The organism is Staphylococcus sp. B1(2026) (assembly GCF_058895785.1).
Genome location: NZ_JBZXTS010000009.1, coordinates 1 through 16,473 on the forward strand (window position 1 = coordinate 1; position 16,473 = coordinate 16,473).

Consider the following 16,473-nt stretch of genomic DNA (forward strand, 5'->3'; position numbering starts at 1 on the left):
ATCAACACTCTTTGACAAAGAGCCAAATAAACTAACGTGTTTTATCTTTATTTTCGACCATTCAATTCTAAATATAAATTTTGTGCATAACTATCTGTCATACCCGAAATAAAATCGGTTACTAATAATAGTTTATAATACAATTGTACGATAGGCGCTTGATCTTTTGAAGATTTTTTACAGGCTTTTTTTAATGAGGTAGAGATAATTGCAATGAATTTTTCATCTAATGCTGATGTGCCTGTTCTTGCTTGATCATCAATAAAATCATAGTTAATAACGGCTGCAACAAATTTATCTAGTAAATATGACAACACCGTATCCCCTTTAATTTCTTGTTTTAATATATTTTTATCTGTAAAAATATATTGGCGAGTAAATTGACGTAATGTGTGATAAATTCTTTCTGCTGATGAATTTTCAAATAAATCAGCTGTAAATTGTCCGTTCATGATTTTATCATAATGTTGATCAAAATTATCTACAACTGCTTGAATCATAATATTTCTAATGTCGACGAATAGTGTATTGACATTAAATTTTTCTTTTGCGAGTGCATCGATGATGCGTTTTTCATTTTCTTTCAGTGTACCTTCTAATTCACGAATTAAAAATCTTTTTAAATCTGAACGTGTCACTACTGATTTAGCCAAAGCATCTTCTATATCAGCTGTGATGTAAGCAATGTCATCTGCCGCTTCTAATAGATAAGTTAATGGGTGACGCACACCACGTGTATTTAATGTATTGACAATTTCTTCATAAATTTCTTTCTCAGATTGATAATAACCGATTTTACCTTCACCACCTGGTTTTTCATAAGCAGCACGGTGATATTTAATTATGGTATTTAAAGTTGGATAAGTTAAGTTCATACCGTGTGACCCTGAAAAATCATGTAATTTAGTAATAATTCTTAAAGCTTGTGCATTACCTTCAAATTGATATAAATCATGCACATAATGACTCGTCATAAACTCTTCGGTAAAAGGATATTTTTTATTTTCTAATGTATCGCGTAAATTTTCTTTAAACCATTGACGAATAATTGTTTCTCCAAAATGTCCAAATGGTGGATTACCAATATCATGTAATAATGAGGCACAGTCTAAAATTCGAAAAATTTCACTTTGATAATTTAACATGACTTGCTTATCGGCATGATCTTGCTGTTCAAATTTTTCAAAAATAGATTGTAATAATTGAGTGGCAATCATCTGTACTTCTAGTGAATGTGTTAAACGCGTGTGTACAAAATCATTACGTTCTAATGGAAAGATTTGAGTTTTATCTTGCAATCTTCTAAATGATGGACTCGTTACAATACGTTTATAATCACTAGCAAATGCATAGCGTCCTACAACACCAGATCCCCCTAGTCTTTTAGCTGTTAATAATGTTTGCCATTCCATAAATTAACCTCCTCGGCAAATTGATAGTATTAGTATACCATAATTTAACAAACTGAAAAAATTAAAATAGGTTGATTTACTGCTCAACCTATTTTATATTGTATTCATTTAATTGGCATATCGTATCGCAATGCTGTAATAATTGTTCATCGTGCGTAATAATGATAATAATTTTTTGTTTATCTGCTAGTTGACGACACAATTTACTAAATGCCCTCATATTTTTATAATCTAGTCCACTTGTGGGCTCGTCAAAAATAATAATATCTCTATTCATCAAACAAGCACAAACAACTGCTAAACGTTGTTTTTGACCACCTGATAAAGTCATAGGATGTTGTTGTAATACGTCTTGTAAGTTAAATTCAGCTATTAAAGCTGACATTTCTTCAGTTAAAGGTTTACCCAGTGTAATTTCTTGTTCAACACTTTCACAAAACAATTGACTATTCACATCCTGCATAACAATATAACTTTTTTGTAATAATTGACGTTGAGATAATCGTTGACCATCTAACGTAATCGTGCCTGTTTTATTTTTAATTTCTCCTGTTAATATTTTAGCTAACGTCGTTTTACCTGTCCCATTACGTCCAGCAATAGCAGTAATATTACCACGTTGAAACGCTAAATGATGAATATTTAATATCGATTGCGATTGATTAGCATAACGATATTGTAATTGTTCAATAATTAATTGCCCCTCATTAATATAAGCAGGCCATTCATCATTATTAACTAATTGTCTTAATCCTAATTGTTGTAATTGTGCTGTTGATAAATCTTTAAACGCTTCAGCTGACCATTGCTGTGTTAAACGACCTGCCGATAAATATACGACTTGATCCATAACAGGTAATAAATAAGCTAAATAATGTTCAGCTATAATTAATGTTTTGCCTTGTTGTTTTAACATTAACAATATTTTTTGTAATTGTTGTACAGCTACTTGATCTAAATTAGCTGATGGTTCATCTAAAACATAAATTTCTGGTGCTGTTGTTGTAATGGCAGCACAAGCAATTTGTTGTTTTTGACCACCCGAACATTGAAATAAATTAGCGTCTAACAAATGCTCTATATTAAAGTGCTTAACTGTTGTATCAATACGTTGTTGAATTTGTGCTCGTGGCATATTAAGATTTTCACAACCAAAAGCCAGTTCATGTAGCACATTACCGTAAAAAAATTGACGTTTAGGATTTTGAAAAAGTGACCCTATTTTATCGGCACGTACTTCAACAGGTAACTCATCTATTGATTGCCCTTGATATATTAATTGGCCTGTTGTCGTTAATTGTTGCTCTTGATGGATTAAACCATTGATAATTTTAAGTAGCGTTGATTTTCCACAACCACTTTCACCACAAATGACAACACATTGTCCTTTTGGTATCGTTAATGATACATCATTTAATAAAGTCGTTTGCGCCGTTGTTACTGAATAATTAATTAGTTTAAGCATCAAATACCTCCTAAAATAGCACATACAATATAAACTAAAAAAATAACTAATACAATTGTATCAATTTTTTGCCATTGCATAAGTGCTAAAGAAGATTTAGATTGATTAATTTTTAAACCTCTTGTTAGTGCAGCTTGAGATAAATCATCTGCTGTTCTTAATGCTAACATTAAATAAGGTACAATAAAGTATTCGAATGTGCTTAAAGGATGACATATTGGTGTCCACCAACCTTGCCATAAACCCCTTAATTTCATTGCATGAAAAATAGGTTGCGCTTCTTGATACATTGTCGGTAAAAAGCGAAATAATGAAAAGAATAATAACACAATCGGTTCCGGTAATTTCATTTTTCTTAATGCTAATAATAATTGTGGCGTTGTTGTTGTGTAAATTAATAGTAAACCACATGAACCTACGGGTACTAAAATAAAACCAATATGCGACAAATAAGCAATAAAATGAAAAACACTATTATTGCTTAGTAATGTCAAATGGCTAAATAAAAGAAAAATAACTGCCGTTAGCATGCTTTTTATTAATGCATTATAGATACCACAATATAACATAATACCCCATATTAATACGATACAAATTATTTGCCATTTAACTGATAAACTAAATGCAATGGTCACATGACTTAGTACGATTAAAATTAATTTTAATCGTGTGTCTAATTGATATTTCCTCATTTAACCACTCCTGCACGTTCAAAATGTTTAGCTAATAATTTTTTAGATAAAAATGCACCTGCAATTGCACCTATAATTGTACAAATAATACATAATACAAAACTTGTCATATCACTATAACTCATCATCTGAGAAATATACGCTGTATCTTTATTTCTTTGTTGTAAATGCACGACATAGCTCTCTGTTAAAAACCATACTGGAATAATAGGGCCGATTAATGGTAATGAAAATAAAACATAACCTATTGTTTGTGCTGTATAATTTTTATAACCTAATTTAGCTACAACTACTTCTGCCAAAATACCTACAACCCCATAAAATGTAATTGAAATAATCATGTGACCTGTTAAACCGAGAATAATTCCCATAGCTAAAGATAATGTTAAAATAGCACCTCGTTTAGGTACACGAATAACGATTAAGAAATAAATCACGGCTGCAAAAAAAGCTGTGACGCCAGTTGCCCAAATCAATGAAATACCTGGTACAAAAACGAAAGCTAGTGTTGTAATTAACCCTACAATCACAACATATATTGCTGTTAAAATTCCCATGGTCATAATATCTTTTACTGTTAATTGATTCAAAATATCACCTCCTGATGCATACTTTTAGTTTAATCTAATTGATAATCATTTTCAACTATAACCATTATTTACGTGACTTTTTACGTTTACTCTTTTTAGCTACTGCTTTATAAAATGGTTTCTTTTTAGTTGTTTTTTTATTTTTCTTCTGACTTGATTGATTTTTTATAGCCTTTGTTTTAATAATAACTGGACGTTTAGGCGTATGACGTTTATTTACTACTGGCATATTAACTAAAGTAAAATCAATACTTCTCTCTTCTAAATTCACTTGTTCACATTTAACATCTATTAATTGTCCTAAACGTAAAACACGACCATGACGCTCACCAATCATTGACATATGGCGTTCATCAAAACGATAATAATCATCTGTTAATTGTGTGACATGAATTAACCCTTCAATTGTATTAGGTAATTCAACAAAAATACCAAAATTTGTCACGCTGCTAATCATACCTTCAAATTGTTCGCCAATATGACGTTGCATATATTCTGCTTTTTTCAAGGCATCTACTTCACGTTCACAATCAACTGCTCGACGTTCACATTTAGATGTATGACTCGCAATATCATCCATCATGCTTTCCCAGCGTGTGACATGCTCTGGTGTTATTTTATTTTCTAATAAATATTGTCGAATTAAACGATGGACAATTAAATCCGGATATCGTCTAATTGGTGAAGTAAAATGCGTATAAAATTCCGCTGCCAAACCAAAATGTCCTAAATTATCTGCACTGTATCTTGCTTGTTGCATTGAACGTAACATCATCGTTGCCACAACCATTTCTTCTGGTGAATCTTCTAGTGATGTCATAATATCTTGTAATGTTTTAGGATGGATCTCATCAGCTGTACCATTAACTAACACACCAAAATTAGTAATAAATTCAAAAAACTTTTGTAATTTTTCTGCTTTTGGTTCTTCATGTACACGATAAATAAATGGCAGCTGTGCTTTAGCAAAATGTAAGGCTACCGTTTCATTAGCAGCTAACATGAATGCTTCAATTAAACGCTCTGATACGCCACGTTCTCTTGATACAATTTCAGTAGGTTGACCTAGTTCATCTACTAATACTTTTGCTTCAGCGATATCAAAATCAATCGCACCACGAGATTGTCGTTTAGCATTTAAAATTTCCGCTAAGCGTTGTGCTTCTAATAACATAGGTGTTAATTCAGCATAGTACTGGCGCAAATTGTCATCGCCTGCTAATAATAAATTAACATCGTGATAAGTTAAACGTGCTTTTGTTTTAATCACACTATCAAAAATTTCATAATTAACTAATTGCCCTTGTTGTGTAAACTCCATCTCACAACTTAACGTTAATCTATCAACTTGTGGGTTTAAAGAACAAATACCATTACTTAATCGATGAGGTAACATAGGGATAACACGATCAACTAAATATACCGACGTCCCTCGTTCATAAGCCGTTTGATTTAAAACACTACCTTCTGTTACATAATGACTGACATCAGCAATATGTACACCTAATTTATAATGACCATTATCTAAACGTTCAACACTAATCGCATCATCTAAATCTTTAGCATCTTCACCATCAATTGTCACGATACATTGATCACGTAAATCGCGTCTGCCAACTATGTCTGCTGGTTGAACAGTATCATTAACTTGATGAACTTCAGCCATAACTTCTTCTGAAAATTCAGTTGGAATACCATGTTTATAAATAATAGATAATATATCAACACCCGGATCATTTTTATGACCGATAATTTGGATAATATGTCCTTCAGGATTCGTTTTACTACTACCATAATCAGAAATTTCTACAAGTACTTTATGACCATCCACCGCACCTAAACTTTGGCCTTTAGGAATAAATATATCTTTAGGCATTTGCTGGTCATCTGGTAAAACAAATCCAAAATTTTTACCTGCACTATATGTCCCAATCACACGTGTTGTATGTCTAGTCACAATACTAATAATACGCCCTTCTTGCTTATCCCCACTTTTTTTATCAGATAAAGCTACAACGACTTCATCACCAGACATTGCTGTGTATAAAGCAGTTTGTGGAATAAATATATCTGGTTCTTCGTCATTAATTTTAACAAAACCAAAACCACGTTTATTAATGTTTAAAATACCTTGCACATGTGCTTTTTGTACTTTCATACTAAATTTATCTTGTGCATTACGTACAATAACTTGTTGTTGTTCTAACTGTGTTAATAGTTTACAAAATGTTTTAAACTGTGCTGCACTGTGTAAGCCTAATTCTTGAAATAATTGTTGCGTATTTTGTGGTTGATAATCTGTCGACTTTAAAATTTGTAATAATTGTTGTTTCATTAGTTCACTTCCTTTCTAACTTGAAACGATTACCAAGGTAATGTTTCTAAAAATTGATAATAATCTTCAAATAATTGTTGTTTTTGTTTATCTATTGTAATCACATGTCCTGATTGTTCATACCATTTCAGTACTTTGTCAAAAGATGAACTTTCATGATAAATAATATTCGCACTTTCTGGATTAATCATCTTGTCTAATTGGCCTTGTGCAATAAATAATGGTTGTTCTACTAAATATAATTCAGAACGTGTATCTAAAATCAATTGTTTTAATGCTGCTAATGATGGCATAGGATTAAATTGTTGCATATCCAGTTCAATACTGTCTTGAGATTGTCCTAAATATTTTTTCAAATTACGTGCATAACTCAAAACGCCTTGGTACATCGTTGCCTCATCAAAAATCATCATTGGTGAACAAAATGTTGCGGCCGATATAACAGGATAATTCATACTTAATCTTAAAGCATAAATACCGCCTAAAGATAAACCAGCTGCTGCAATTTTGTCATAACCTTTTTGTTGTAAAAATTGATAAGCATTTTCTACATCTTGCCACCATTCTGTTGGGCCGTATTTTACTAACTCTTCAGGTACTTCGCCATGTCCACTTAAATGTGGTGCATAGCAACTATAACCTCGTGCATTTAAAAATCTTGCTAATTGTCTTGTGTCTGCCGAACTGCCTGTAAAACCATGTAATAATAAGACCATTCGTGGCCCTGCTTCAAATAAAAAAGGTTGTGGTAATTGTGGTTGCATCATTATACTCCTTTAAATACATAATAAAAGTCTTCGTCAGACAACTAACGAAGACCTTAGACATATTTTAAAATTTGAACCATGTAATTAAAATTAATGTTACAAAAAATAAAATAGATAAAATTGTTGTTGCACGTTCTAAGAACTTTTCAGCACCACGAACTTTAGTTTTACCGCCAAATAATTCTTCGGCACCACCTGAGATTGCGCCAGACAAATTACCGCTTTTACTTTGTTGCAATAACACAGTAATTATTAATAACACCGCAACAACAGTTAATATCACGACTAATGTAGTATGCACTATCATTACCTCCGTACATTAAATTTATACTTTAACATCATATCACACATTAATATGATGAGCAATGAAATAAGCTAGAAAATAGTGTCGATTTTCTATGGCATCTACTGTATTTCCAATGAAATTACGAAACATAAACATAATTTTTAAAAAAATATCATTCTTAAGTTTTATTTAAGCATTTTGATATATTCTATAGATACGTAAAAGAAATCAGTCTTTTACATCAATAATATTAAACGCCAAACTTAACTTTTTTCATAATTTAAACTCCCTAACGTAAAACAGCCACGATATCGTGGCTGTTTTTTTAATCATTAACATCATCTGGATCTTTATTTGTACGACCATCTTCACGATCTAATTGTGCCATTAATTTCATATCATCTGCTGATAGTTCAAAATCAAAGACATCAAAGTTTTCAGCAATACGAGAAGGTGTTACTGATTTTGGAATTGCAATTGTCTCCTCTTGTAAATGCCATCTTAAAATGATTTGTGCTGGTGTTTTATCATACTTTTGTGCTAATTGTTGAATTGTAGTATCTTCAAAAATTGTACCTGCACGCATAATTGGTGCCCACGCTTCTATTTTAATATCATATTGTTTACAAAATGCTTTAACATCTTGTTGTTGGAAATACGGGTGGCATTCAATTTGATTTAAAACGGGTACAATTTTAGTATTATCTAATAGGCGTTGTAAATGTGGTATTTTAAAATTACTTACACCTATTGCACGTACCTTACCTTGTTCATATAATGTCTCTAAAGCACGGTATGTTTCAATATACATATCTTTTTTAGGACGTGGCCAATGTACTAAATATAAATCAACATAATCAAGTTGTAGTCGTTTTAAACTAGCTTCAAAAGCTTGTAAAGTTGTGTCGTAACCTTGCATATCATTCCATACTTTTGTCGTTACAAAAATATCTTCACGTGGCACACCACTATCTTTAATAGCTTGACCTACTTGCTCTTCATTTTCATAAATACTTGCTGTATCAATATGACGATAGCCTAATTGTAAAGCTGTTAATACAGATTGATAAGCTTCATCATCTCTTGCACGCCAAACTCCTAAACCAATTTTAGGAATTTCCACACCATTATTTAATACCAATGTTTTTGTCATCATTATCTCCTTATTTTTTAAATTCTGTAATGGAACATGACGATCCATTCAAATCTATTAATTCAAAAATATATTTATTATCTTGTGTTACTAATAAAGGTACACCTACTACGCCCCATTGACGACGTTCTTCGAAAATAGGATGCGTATCTCTTAATTTTAAAAACCGTTTCAAGTTAGACATACTATCAGTAATGTTAACTGATTCATAATCCAAGCCTTGTCGTTTTAACTCAGCTTCAAATGGTGCACATTCTGAACACTTATCTGAATAATAAAAAGTATGTTTTGTCATCACTATATCCTCCTAAATAATACTTATATCATATCATTATTTAGCATAAACACACAATCATATAGCTCGATATTTATTTTTTTGCTAAATAACTTTTTGCCAAATCACAAAATTGTTTATCATCTATTATACCATCTGCTAGCGTAACTGCATTAGTACACTTAGTAACACCTTGATATAACTGATATTTTTCTTTGTTTTCATCAAAATAATATCGACGTGAGCTCTCTTCTTCATATGCTAATTCTTTATGATGTGTACTAATTAAATAATAACGTTGTTCTTCTTGAAAAGTTTTAATCAATGCATAAACTAAGGCAGCACTTTCACTTGCATTAGTTCCTCTAAATGGTTCATCTATAATAGCCATCGCTTGTTTTTGCTTTAATATGCGTTTAATGACGTGCAATTCAGCAACAAATAAACTCTCACTTTCAAATAAATTATCTTTAATATCAATATAAGTAATGATATTGAGTTTAGGTGCATTAAATTTATCTGCAAAAGCAAAACCTAATACCTTTGAAAATAATAAATTAATACCCATCATTTTTAAAAATATAGATTTACCAGATGCATTAGTTCCTGTAATTAACATACTTTGATCAATAGTCACACTATGTGTTTTACAATTAGCAATGAGTGGATGATACATATTCACAATATGAAATGTTTCACTTGTCTCACTCTCAACGACATTTAATTGCGCTAAGCAATTATTTTTTAATCTCGCTAAATCAAGTGCAGCAACATAATCATAAATTTCTTGAAATTGTGGCCTATTCTTTAAAAAAATACGATAATATTTCACAATTTCTAAGACATTTATTAATAATATTTTTCGTACGCCTGATAAAAAAGCTAACCAGCTACTCCCATTCATTCGTGATGTACTAGACAATCCATTTTTATATTTCAAATGTTGAAGTAATATTATGACTTCTTCACTCATATGCAATGTCACAGCAGTGCGATTAATTTTAAAACTCATATCTAATAAATAATCAAGATGTGTTTCAATAAAATTTAAACGTTCTTCATAATATAAACTTATAATATAATTGACTAATAATTGTAGAAACACTAAGAAAAAAGCCAATTTAAAGAAGCAACCTAAAATTAACCCTATCGGTAATAACCCTAAAGAATAAAGCAATTTTTTGTTATTAGGCAAAATAAAATGATAGTCATTTGATAAAAATGTACAACAACTTAAATTTTTATTAAACCCTATCTGTTTGATTAAGTTATCTTCTTCTACAGTTAATACATGTTTTTTTACAGCACTTCCCTTAAGAAAATGGTGTAATAATTGTTCTTCACCCGCATTCGTCAATGTATAATTAATATTGTTCATAATTGTTAATAAATCTAAATCATAAAATCGACGACGTTCATCTTCTTGATAACTATTGATTAATGTTTCATAATCAAATAATTTGATTGTTCTCGTTTTAGCATCATCGTATTGCTCTTCTCTCGGAGACATTTCGTGAAATATATTTTGTAAACATATTTTTATTTTATATAGCACACACTCACCTCTTTCGATATTTTTGTTTTCGCTTACAATGTAATTTTAACATTGCTTAATAAAAGTAATCAAGCAATAGTAAAAAACCAAAGATTATTCATGATTTCTTTCAATCAATTATATTCTTTGGTTTTTAACAATTTTAATATGCTTAGTTTATCACCACAAAATTACTTAATAGTAGTGCTAGAAAATGGCTTGACTATCTAACACCTCTTGAAATATTTATAAACATTAGTATTTTACTAAGCGTCACAATATGTTTGACAATTCATCAAATAAAAAAGTTCCAGAAAAACATACATGTTTTCTGAAACTTTTGATTATTTATGGATGTGCTGGTATCATCCAACCTAAAATGCCTAATGCTTGTAAAGCAATAATTGCACAGATAATTAATAATAAAATAAAACTATGCTTGATTGTAAATTTCAATATTTCACCTTCACGACCTACTAAACCTACGGCAGCTGCTGCTACAGCAATAGATTGTGGTGAAATCATCTTAGCTGTTGCGCCACCTGCTGCGTTGGCAGCAATTGCGATTAATGGATCCATACCGACTTTCATTGCCGTTACTTGTTGTAATTTACCAAATAATAAGTTAGCTGATGTAACAGATCCTGTAATAAATACACCTAACCACCCTAATGTTGGTGATAAGAATTTAAACAAGCCACCTGTTGCAGCTAATGCACTACCTAATGTATTAGACATACCTGCTGCATTCATGACATAAGCAAAACCTACAACTAAACAAATTGATAATAATGCTGTTTTCACTTCGTTAAATGTTTCTACAAATGTAGCTACTGTATCTTTCCAACTTAATTTAATAATAAATTTAGAAATAAGTGCTGCAATTAAAATGGCTGTACCAACAGCACCTAATAAATCTAATTTAAATTCTGCTGCAATCGGTTTGTTTAATACGGAGCTAATAATATTATTATGAATTAATGGTACTGATGGATGAAAAGCAATAGATTTAAAGAATGCTTTCATAACAGGTTGTGTCCAAACAAAGATAACTGCTGTTAACACTAAAAATGGTGACCATGCTACAACAATTGATGAAAATGAGTGTTTCGTTTGTTCAACCGTTGGTTCTGGTTCATTTTTAAAACGCCAAACTGTTTTAGGTTGCCATACTTGTAATAATAATACTGTACATACTAATGAAGCTAATGCTGAGGTAATATCTGGTAATTGTTCACCATGATAATTTGTCGTTAAAAATTGCGCTAAAGCAAATGATCCACCTGATACTAATAAGGCTGGCCAAATTTCTAGAGCTTTTTTAAAACCAGCCATAATAATAACTAAGTAAAGTGGTGTAAATGACGAAGTTAAAAATACTTGACGTCCTACTGTTGCGGCAATCTCAAAAGCTTGAATCGGTGAACCATTAGCATAAGTTGTTAAGCTATCAATTGCTGCAATAGGTGCACCTACTGCACCAAAAGCACCCGGGGCGGCATTAGCAAATAAACAAATACCTGCAGCATATAATGGCTTAAATCCTAAACCTACTAATAAAGCAGCTGTAATTGCTACTGGTGCACCAAATCCTGCAGCACCTTCTAAAAAAGAACCAAATGCATAAGCAATTAAAATCGCTTGAATACGTCGATCATCAGTAATTGATGATATACTATCACGAATAATATCAAAATGCCCTGTTTTAACTGTCATTTTATATAAGAATACTGAAGTTAAAATAATCCACCCAATAGGTAAAGCACCATAAACCATCCCTTGAACAGAAGACATTATCGCAAAAGTTGCTGGCATTTTAAAAGCAATAACAGCAACACCAATTGCTAATAATAAAGTTGAAAAACCTGCTAACCAGTTTTTCATCTTAAACACCATTAATGCAATTAAATAATAAACAATTGGAATTAATGCAATTAATGCTGATAAATACAAATTATTTGCTACTGGTTGTAACAGTTGTGTAAATTGTTCCATTAGCTATTCTCCTTTTAAATTGAATAATAATTTGTGCAACCAACTATTGAATTAATAAGATATTGATCAATTAAATTAAAAATAATCATAAATATAAACAAGACAATTTTATATTGATCATTCTTACATTCAGCTAATCACACATTTACGTTAATACAATACAAGATTACTTTATGATTGTAAAGTGTTCTTTTACATATTGTTTCATTTATTATTTGAATTGTTGAAAAACCGACACATTCTTAATAAAAAAATAGCTAATAGAGTTTAAAACTCTATTAGCTATTTAATAACTTTATGGATGTACTGGTATCATCCAACTTAAAACACCTGTTGCTTGTAAGGCAATAATACCACAAACAACTAATAATAAGATAATACTATGTTTCACTGTGAATTTTAGTAATTCGCCTTCACGTCCTACTAAACCTACAGCTGCTGCAGCTACTGCAATAGATTGTGGTGAAATCATTTTACCTGTTACACCACCTGAAGCATTGGCAGCTACTGCTAATAATGGATCCATACCTACTTTTAATGCTGTTACTTGTTGCAATTTCGCAAATAATAAGTTAGCTGATGTATCCGAACCTGTAATAAACACCCCTAACCAACCTAATGCTGGTGAGAAGAATTTAAAGAAACTTCCTGTTGCTGCTAAAGCACTACCTAATGTATTCGACATACCTGAAGCATTCATTACGTAAGCAAAACCTACAACTAAACAAATTGATAATAATGCAAACTTAACTTCTTTAAATGTCTCAATAAAAGTTTTTGCCGTGTCTTTCCAACTTAATTTAATAATAAATTTAGAAATAATTGCAGCAATTAAAATGGCTGTACCGACTGCCCCTAATAAATCTAATTTAAATTCTGCTGCAATTGGTTTATCTAATACTGAACTAATAATATTTTTATGAATGAATGGTACTGCTGGATGAAAAGCAATTGATTTAAAGAATGCTTTCATCGCTGGTTGTGTCCAAAGGAAAATAATACCTGTTAACACAACAAATGGTGCCCATGCTATCGCAATTGTTGATAAAGAGTGTTTAGTTGGATTAACCGTTGGTGCTGGTTCATCTTTAAAACGCCAAATCGTTTTAGGCTGCCACACTTGTAATAATAATACTGTTGCGATTAATGATACTAAAGCTGAAATAATATCTGGTAATTGTTCTCCCATGTAATTGGCACTGAAAAACTGTGCTAATGCAAATGAACCACCTGACACTAATAATGCTGGCCAAATTTCTAATGCTTTTTTAAAACCTGCCATAATAATAATTAAATACAATGGCACAAATAATGATACTAATGGTAATTGACGACCAATCATCATCGCAATTTCTGCTGCTTGAATTGGTGTGCCGTCTACATAAGTTGTTAAACCATCCATAGCCGCTACTGGCGCACCTACTGCACCAAAAGCAACTGGCGCTGTGTTTGCTAATAAACAAATACCTGCTGCATATAATGGTCTAAAACCTAAACCGACTAATAAAGCAGCTGTAATGGCTACTGGTGCACCAAATCCTGCTGCACCTTCTAAAAAGGCACCGAATGAAAACGCAATTAAAATTGCTTGGATACGACGGTCATCCGTCACTGATGATACACTGTCACGAATAATGTCAAAGTGACCTGTTTTCACTGTCATCTTATATAAGAACACTGATGCTAAAATAATCCACCCAATCGGAATTGCACCATAGACCATCCCTTGAATTGAAGCCATTACCGCAAAAACAGTTGGCATTTTGAAAGCAATAACTGCAATAATCATAGCTAATAATAATGTTGTACTACCTGCTATCCAGTTTTTCATTTTCAAAATTGTTAGTGCCACTAAATAATAAACAATTGGAATTAATGCCACCAATGCTGATAAGTACAGATTGTCTGCTACTGGCTGTAACAGTTGACTAAATTTTTCCATAAACTTTCTCCTTTGTATAATATTTTAAAAGAATAAAAACTATCGCTTTTTATGTTGATGACATAAATATACGATTTAATAAATAATTAACAATAAAATAATTACTTATTATTAATTTATCTACAATAGCTACTCTTCATAGCTACAGTAATACAATACATGAATATTTAATAATTGTAAAGGCTTTCTTGTATATTTTTTTATTATTTATAATAATTAAATTTAGTAATATATTTTTGTGTCTATATATGTATAGTATATTTTATTTCTAATGTACAGCAAAACACAATTGTTTTACTTAATTATTTTCTGTTATACTATTTTTATCATAGCTATATCGTTTTTTGTCAAAATAGTATATGATAATTATATTAATTTATAGGAGAAAGACATGAAAAAAATAATTAGTATTATAGGTATAATCTTATGGAGCATGGCAATAGGTATTGGTGGTTATATTATAGGACAAACTTTAACTAAAAAATCTATCGATAATCATATCGTATCATTAAATCAAATCAAATCACAAATTACTAATGAACAAGCGCAATTACAACAATTAACAAAAGATGAAACAACTAAACGAACAGATCTTGAAGCTATTTCACAAGAGTTAAAAGATGCTAAAGCATTATTATCTCGTCGTGACATGTTGAAAGAAGAAATTGGTCATTTAGAAGAATTAAACAAAAAGGTGACGGATGCTAAACAACAATTAGAAAAAGTAGAGCATGCAATTATCTTATCAAAAGAAAAACCTAAAGAATTAGCTGCTGGTCAATATAAAGTTGGAAAAGATTTTGAAGCTGGAAGATATAAAATCGAAAGTAATGCAGATAACGATAGTACCGGTAATTTATTTACATCTATTAGCCATGCAAATGTTATTTTAGGAAATAATAGCTACAGTCAAAAAGAATATATCGCTAATCTAGTAGACGGTGAAAACTTGGATGTTAGTATTCCTTTTAAATTAACTAAAATTCAACCTTAATAGTAAATAATATCAACCAACTATTTTATAATAAAATAAGTTGGTTTTATTAATAAATTTAGGAGATTTAATATGAAATTTTACTTAATCGTTAACCCGATTGCTGGTCAACATCGTGGCGAACGTGTTGCGCAACAATTTTTAAAATATTTTAAACAACATCAAATATCAACGACTATTTTTTATACACATCAAGCTGCCAGTTTCAAACAATTATTAACACATATTTTAAAACAAATACAACAAGACAATGTAATACAATATCGTTGTATTGTTATCGGTGGTGATGGTACTTTAAATGAAATTTTAAATACTTTAATTCTACTTAATCAAATCATTCCTATTGCTTATTTTCCTGCTGGCACAGGTAACGATTTTAATCGTGAAATTCAACAACCGACAAATATCAAAAAATGGCTATATCATCAATTAACATTAGCACAAGCTACACCACTAGAATATTTATGGATAGAAGATAGTCGCAATCATTTTCAACAAGCTGCTTTAAACAGCTTAGGTATAGGTCTTGATGCACAAGTTTGCCATTTAGCCACAATCTCACCATTGAAAAAAATATTAGGTCAATTCTCTTATCCAACTTTATTATTAAAATCTTTACCGCAACGTCAAACTTTCGAAACACAGCTTATAATTGATAATGAAACCTATCAACTTAATCAATTATTATTATTAACAGTCGCTAATCATCGTTACTATGGTGGCGGTATTGCCATTGCACCTAAAGCACGACAAAATAATCATACCATTCATATTATTGCTTTACAAAATGACACACTCCCAAAACTAGTATCTTTTGCCAAACAACTTTTAAATAAAAATATTGACCATTGCCAACATCAACTATGTCATTATTTTGAAACATCTCAACTTAAATTAACCATCCCACAAGCTAGTGTCTATCTTCAAATTGATGGTGAATCTATTTTACTTAACTATCCTCAATTAGATATTACATTAAGACACTATCCTATATGGTTATAATAAAGAGGCTAATAAAATCAGCCTCTTTATAT

General features: G+C 30.9%; 14 protein-coding genes. 2 read left to right on the forward strand and 12 right to left on the reverse strand.

The window, feature by feature from the left end:
- Positions 1-47: 47 nt before the first annotated feature.
- The 12 genes from AC5EAH_RS02785 to AC5EAH_RS02840 form a co-directional block, all read right to left on the reverse strand.
- A complete protein-coding gene (locus tag AC5EAH_RS02785) occupies positions 48-1,412 on the reverse strand; it encodes a deoxyguanosinetriphosphate triphosphohydrolase (protein ID WP_493493230.1) in 1,365 nt (454 codons plus the stop codon).
- Positions 1,413-1,500: 88 nt separating this feature from the next.
- Positions 1,501-2,877 carry an ABC transporter ATP-binding protein gene (locus tag AC5EAH_RS02790; protein ID WP_493493231.1) on the reverse strand — a complete coding sequence of 459 codons (1,377 nt, stop codon included), beginning with the start codon at positions 2,875-2,877 and terminating at the stop codon, positions 1,501-1,503.
- On the reverse strand, positions 2,877-3,569 hold the full coding sequence (locus AC5EAH_RS02795) for an energy-coupling factor transporter transmembrane component T family protein (RefSeq protein WP_493493232.1): 693 nt from the start codon (positions 3,567-3,569) through the stop codon (positions 2,877-2,879). The genes AC5EAH_RS02790 and AC5EAH_RS02795 overlap by 1 nt, the downstream gene beginning before the upstream one ends.
- Positions 3,566-4,159 carry an MptD family putative ECF transporter S component gene (locus AC5EAH_RS02800; RefSeq protein ID WP_493493233.1) on the reverse strand — a complete coding sequence of 198 codons (594 nt, stop codon included), beginning with the start codon at positions 4,157-4,159 and terminating at the stop codon, positions 3,566-3,568. Before AC5EAH_RS02800 ends, AC5EAH_RS02795 begins: the two co-directional genes overlap by 4 nt.
- Before the next feature lie 64 nt (positions 4,160-4,223).
- Positions 4,224-6,494 carry a ribonuclease R gene (gene rnr / locus AC5EAH_RS02805; protein WP_493493234.1) on the reverse strand — a complete coding sequence of 757 codons (2,271 nt, stop codon included), beginning with the start codon at positions 6,492-6,494 and terminating at the stop codon, positions 4,224-4,226.
- A gap of 29 nt (positions 6,495-6,523) precedes the next feature.
- The gene (locus tag AC5EAH_RS02810; RefSeq protein ID WP_493493235.1) at positions 6,524-7,261 is read right to left on the reverse strand and encodes an alpha/beta hydrolase; all 738 of its coding nucleotides are present in this window, start codon (positions 7,259-7,261) and stop codon (positions 6,524-6,526) included.
- A gap of 64 nt (positions 7,262-7,325) precedes the next feature.
- Complete coding sequence (gene secG, locus AC5EAH_RS02815; protein WP_493493236.1) at positions 7,326-7,562, reverse strand: preprotein translocase subunit SecG; 237 nt, start codon at positions 7,560-7,562, stop codon at positions 7,326-7,328.
- A gap of 310 nt (positions 7,563-7,872) precedes the next feature.
- Positions 7,873-8,700: an aldo/keto reductase gene (locus AC5EAH_RS02820; RefSeq protein WP_493493237.1), complete on the reverse strand. Its 828-nt coding sequence runs from the start codon at positions 8,698-8,700 to the stop codon at positions 7,873-7,875.
- 10 nt (positions 8,701-8,710) lie between these two features.
- Complete coding sequence (locus AC5EAH_RS02825; RefSeq protein WP_493493238.1) at positions 8,711-8,995, reverse strand: hypothetical protein; 285 nt, start codon at positions 8,993-8,995, stop codon at positions 8,711-8,713.
- A 73-nt stretch (positions 8,996-9,068) separates the two neighbouring features.
- On the reverse strand, positions 9,069-10,529 hold the full coding sequence (locus tag AC5EAH_RS02830) for a MutS-related protein (RefSeq protein ID WP_493493239.1): 1,461 nt from the start codon (positions 10,527-10,529) through the stop codon (positions 9,069-9,071).
- Between the two features lie 327 nt (positions 10,530-10,856).
- Complete coding sequence (locus tag AC5EAH_RS02835; RefSeq protein ID WP_493493240.1) at positions 10,857-12,503, reverse strand: L-lactate permease; 1,647 nt, start codon at positions 12,501-12,503, stop codon at positions 10,857-10,859.
- 295 nt (positions 12,504-12,798) lie between these two features.
- Positions 12,799-14,445: an L-lactate permease gene (locus AC5EAH_RS02840; protein ID WP_493493241.1), complete on the reverse strand. Its 1,647-nt coding sequence runs from the start codon at positions 14,443-14,445 to the stop codon at positions 12,799-12,801.
- A gap of 391 nt (positions 14,446-14,836) precedes the next feature.
- Between AC5EAH_RS02840 and AC5EAH_RS02845 the strand changes: the two genes are divergently transcribed.
- Both AC5EAH_RS02845 and AC5EAH_RS02850 read left to right on the forward strand, forming a co-directional pair.
- On the forward strand, positions 14,837-15,439 hold the full coding sequence (locus tag AC5EAH_RS02845; protein ID WP_493493242.1) for a hypothetical protein: 603 nt from the start codon (positions 14,837-14,839) through the stop codon (positions 15,437-15,439).
- A gap of 72 nt (positions 15,440-15,511) precedes the next feature.
- A complete protein-coding gene (locus AC5EAH_RS02850) occupies positions 15,512-16,441 on the forward strand; it encodes a diacylglycerol/lipid kinase family protein (protein ID WP_493493243.1) in 930 nt (309 codons plus the stop codon).
- Positions 16,442-16,473: the final 32 nt, after the last annotated feature.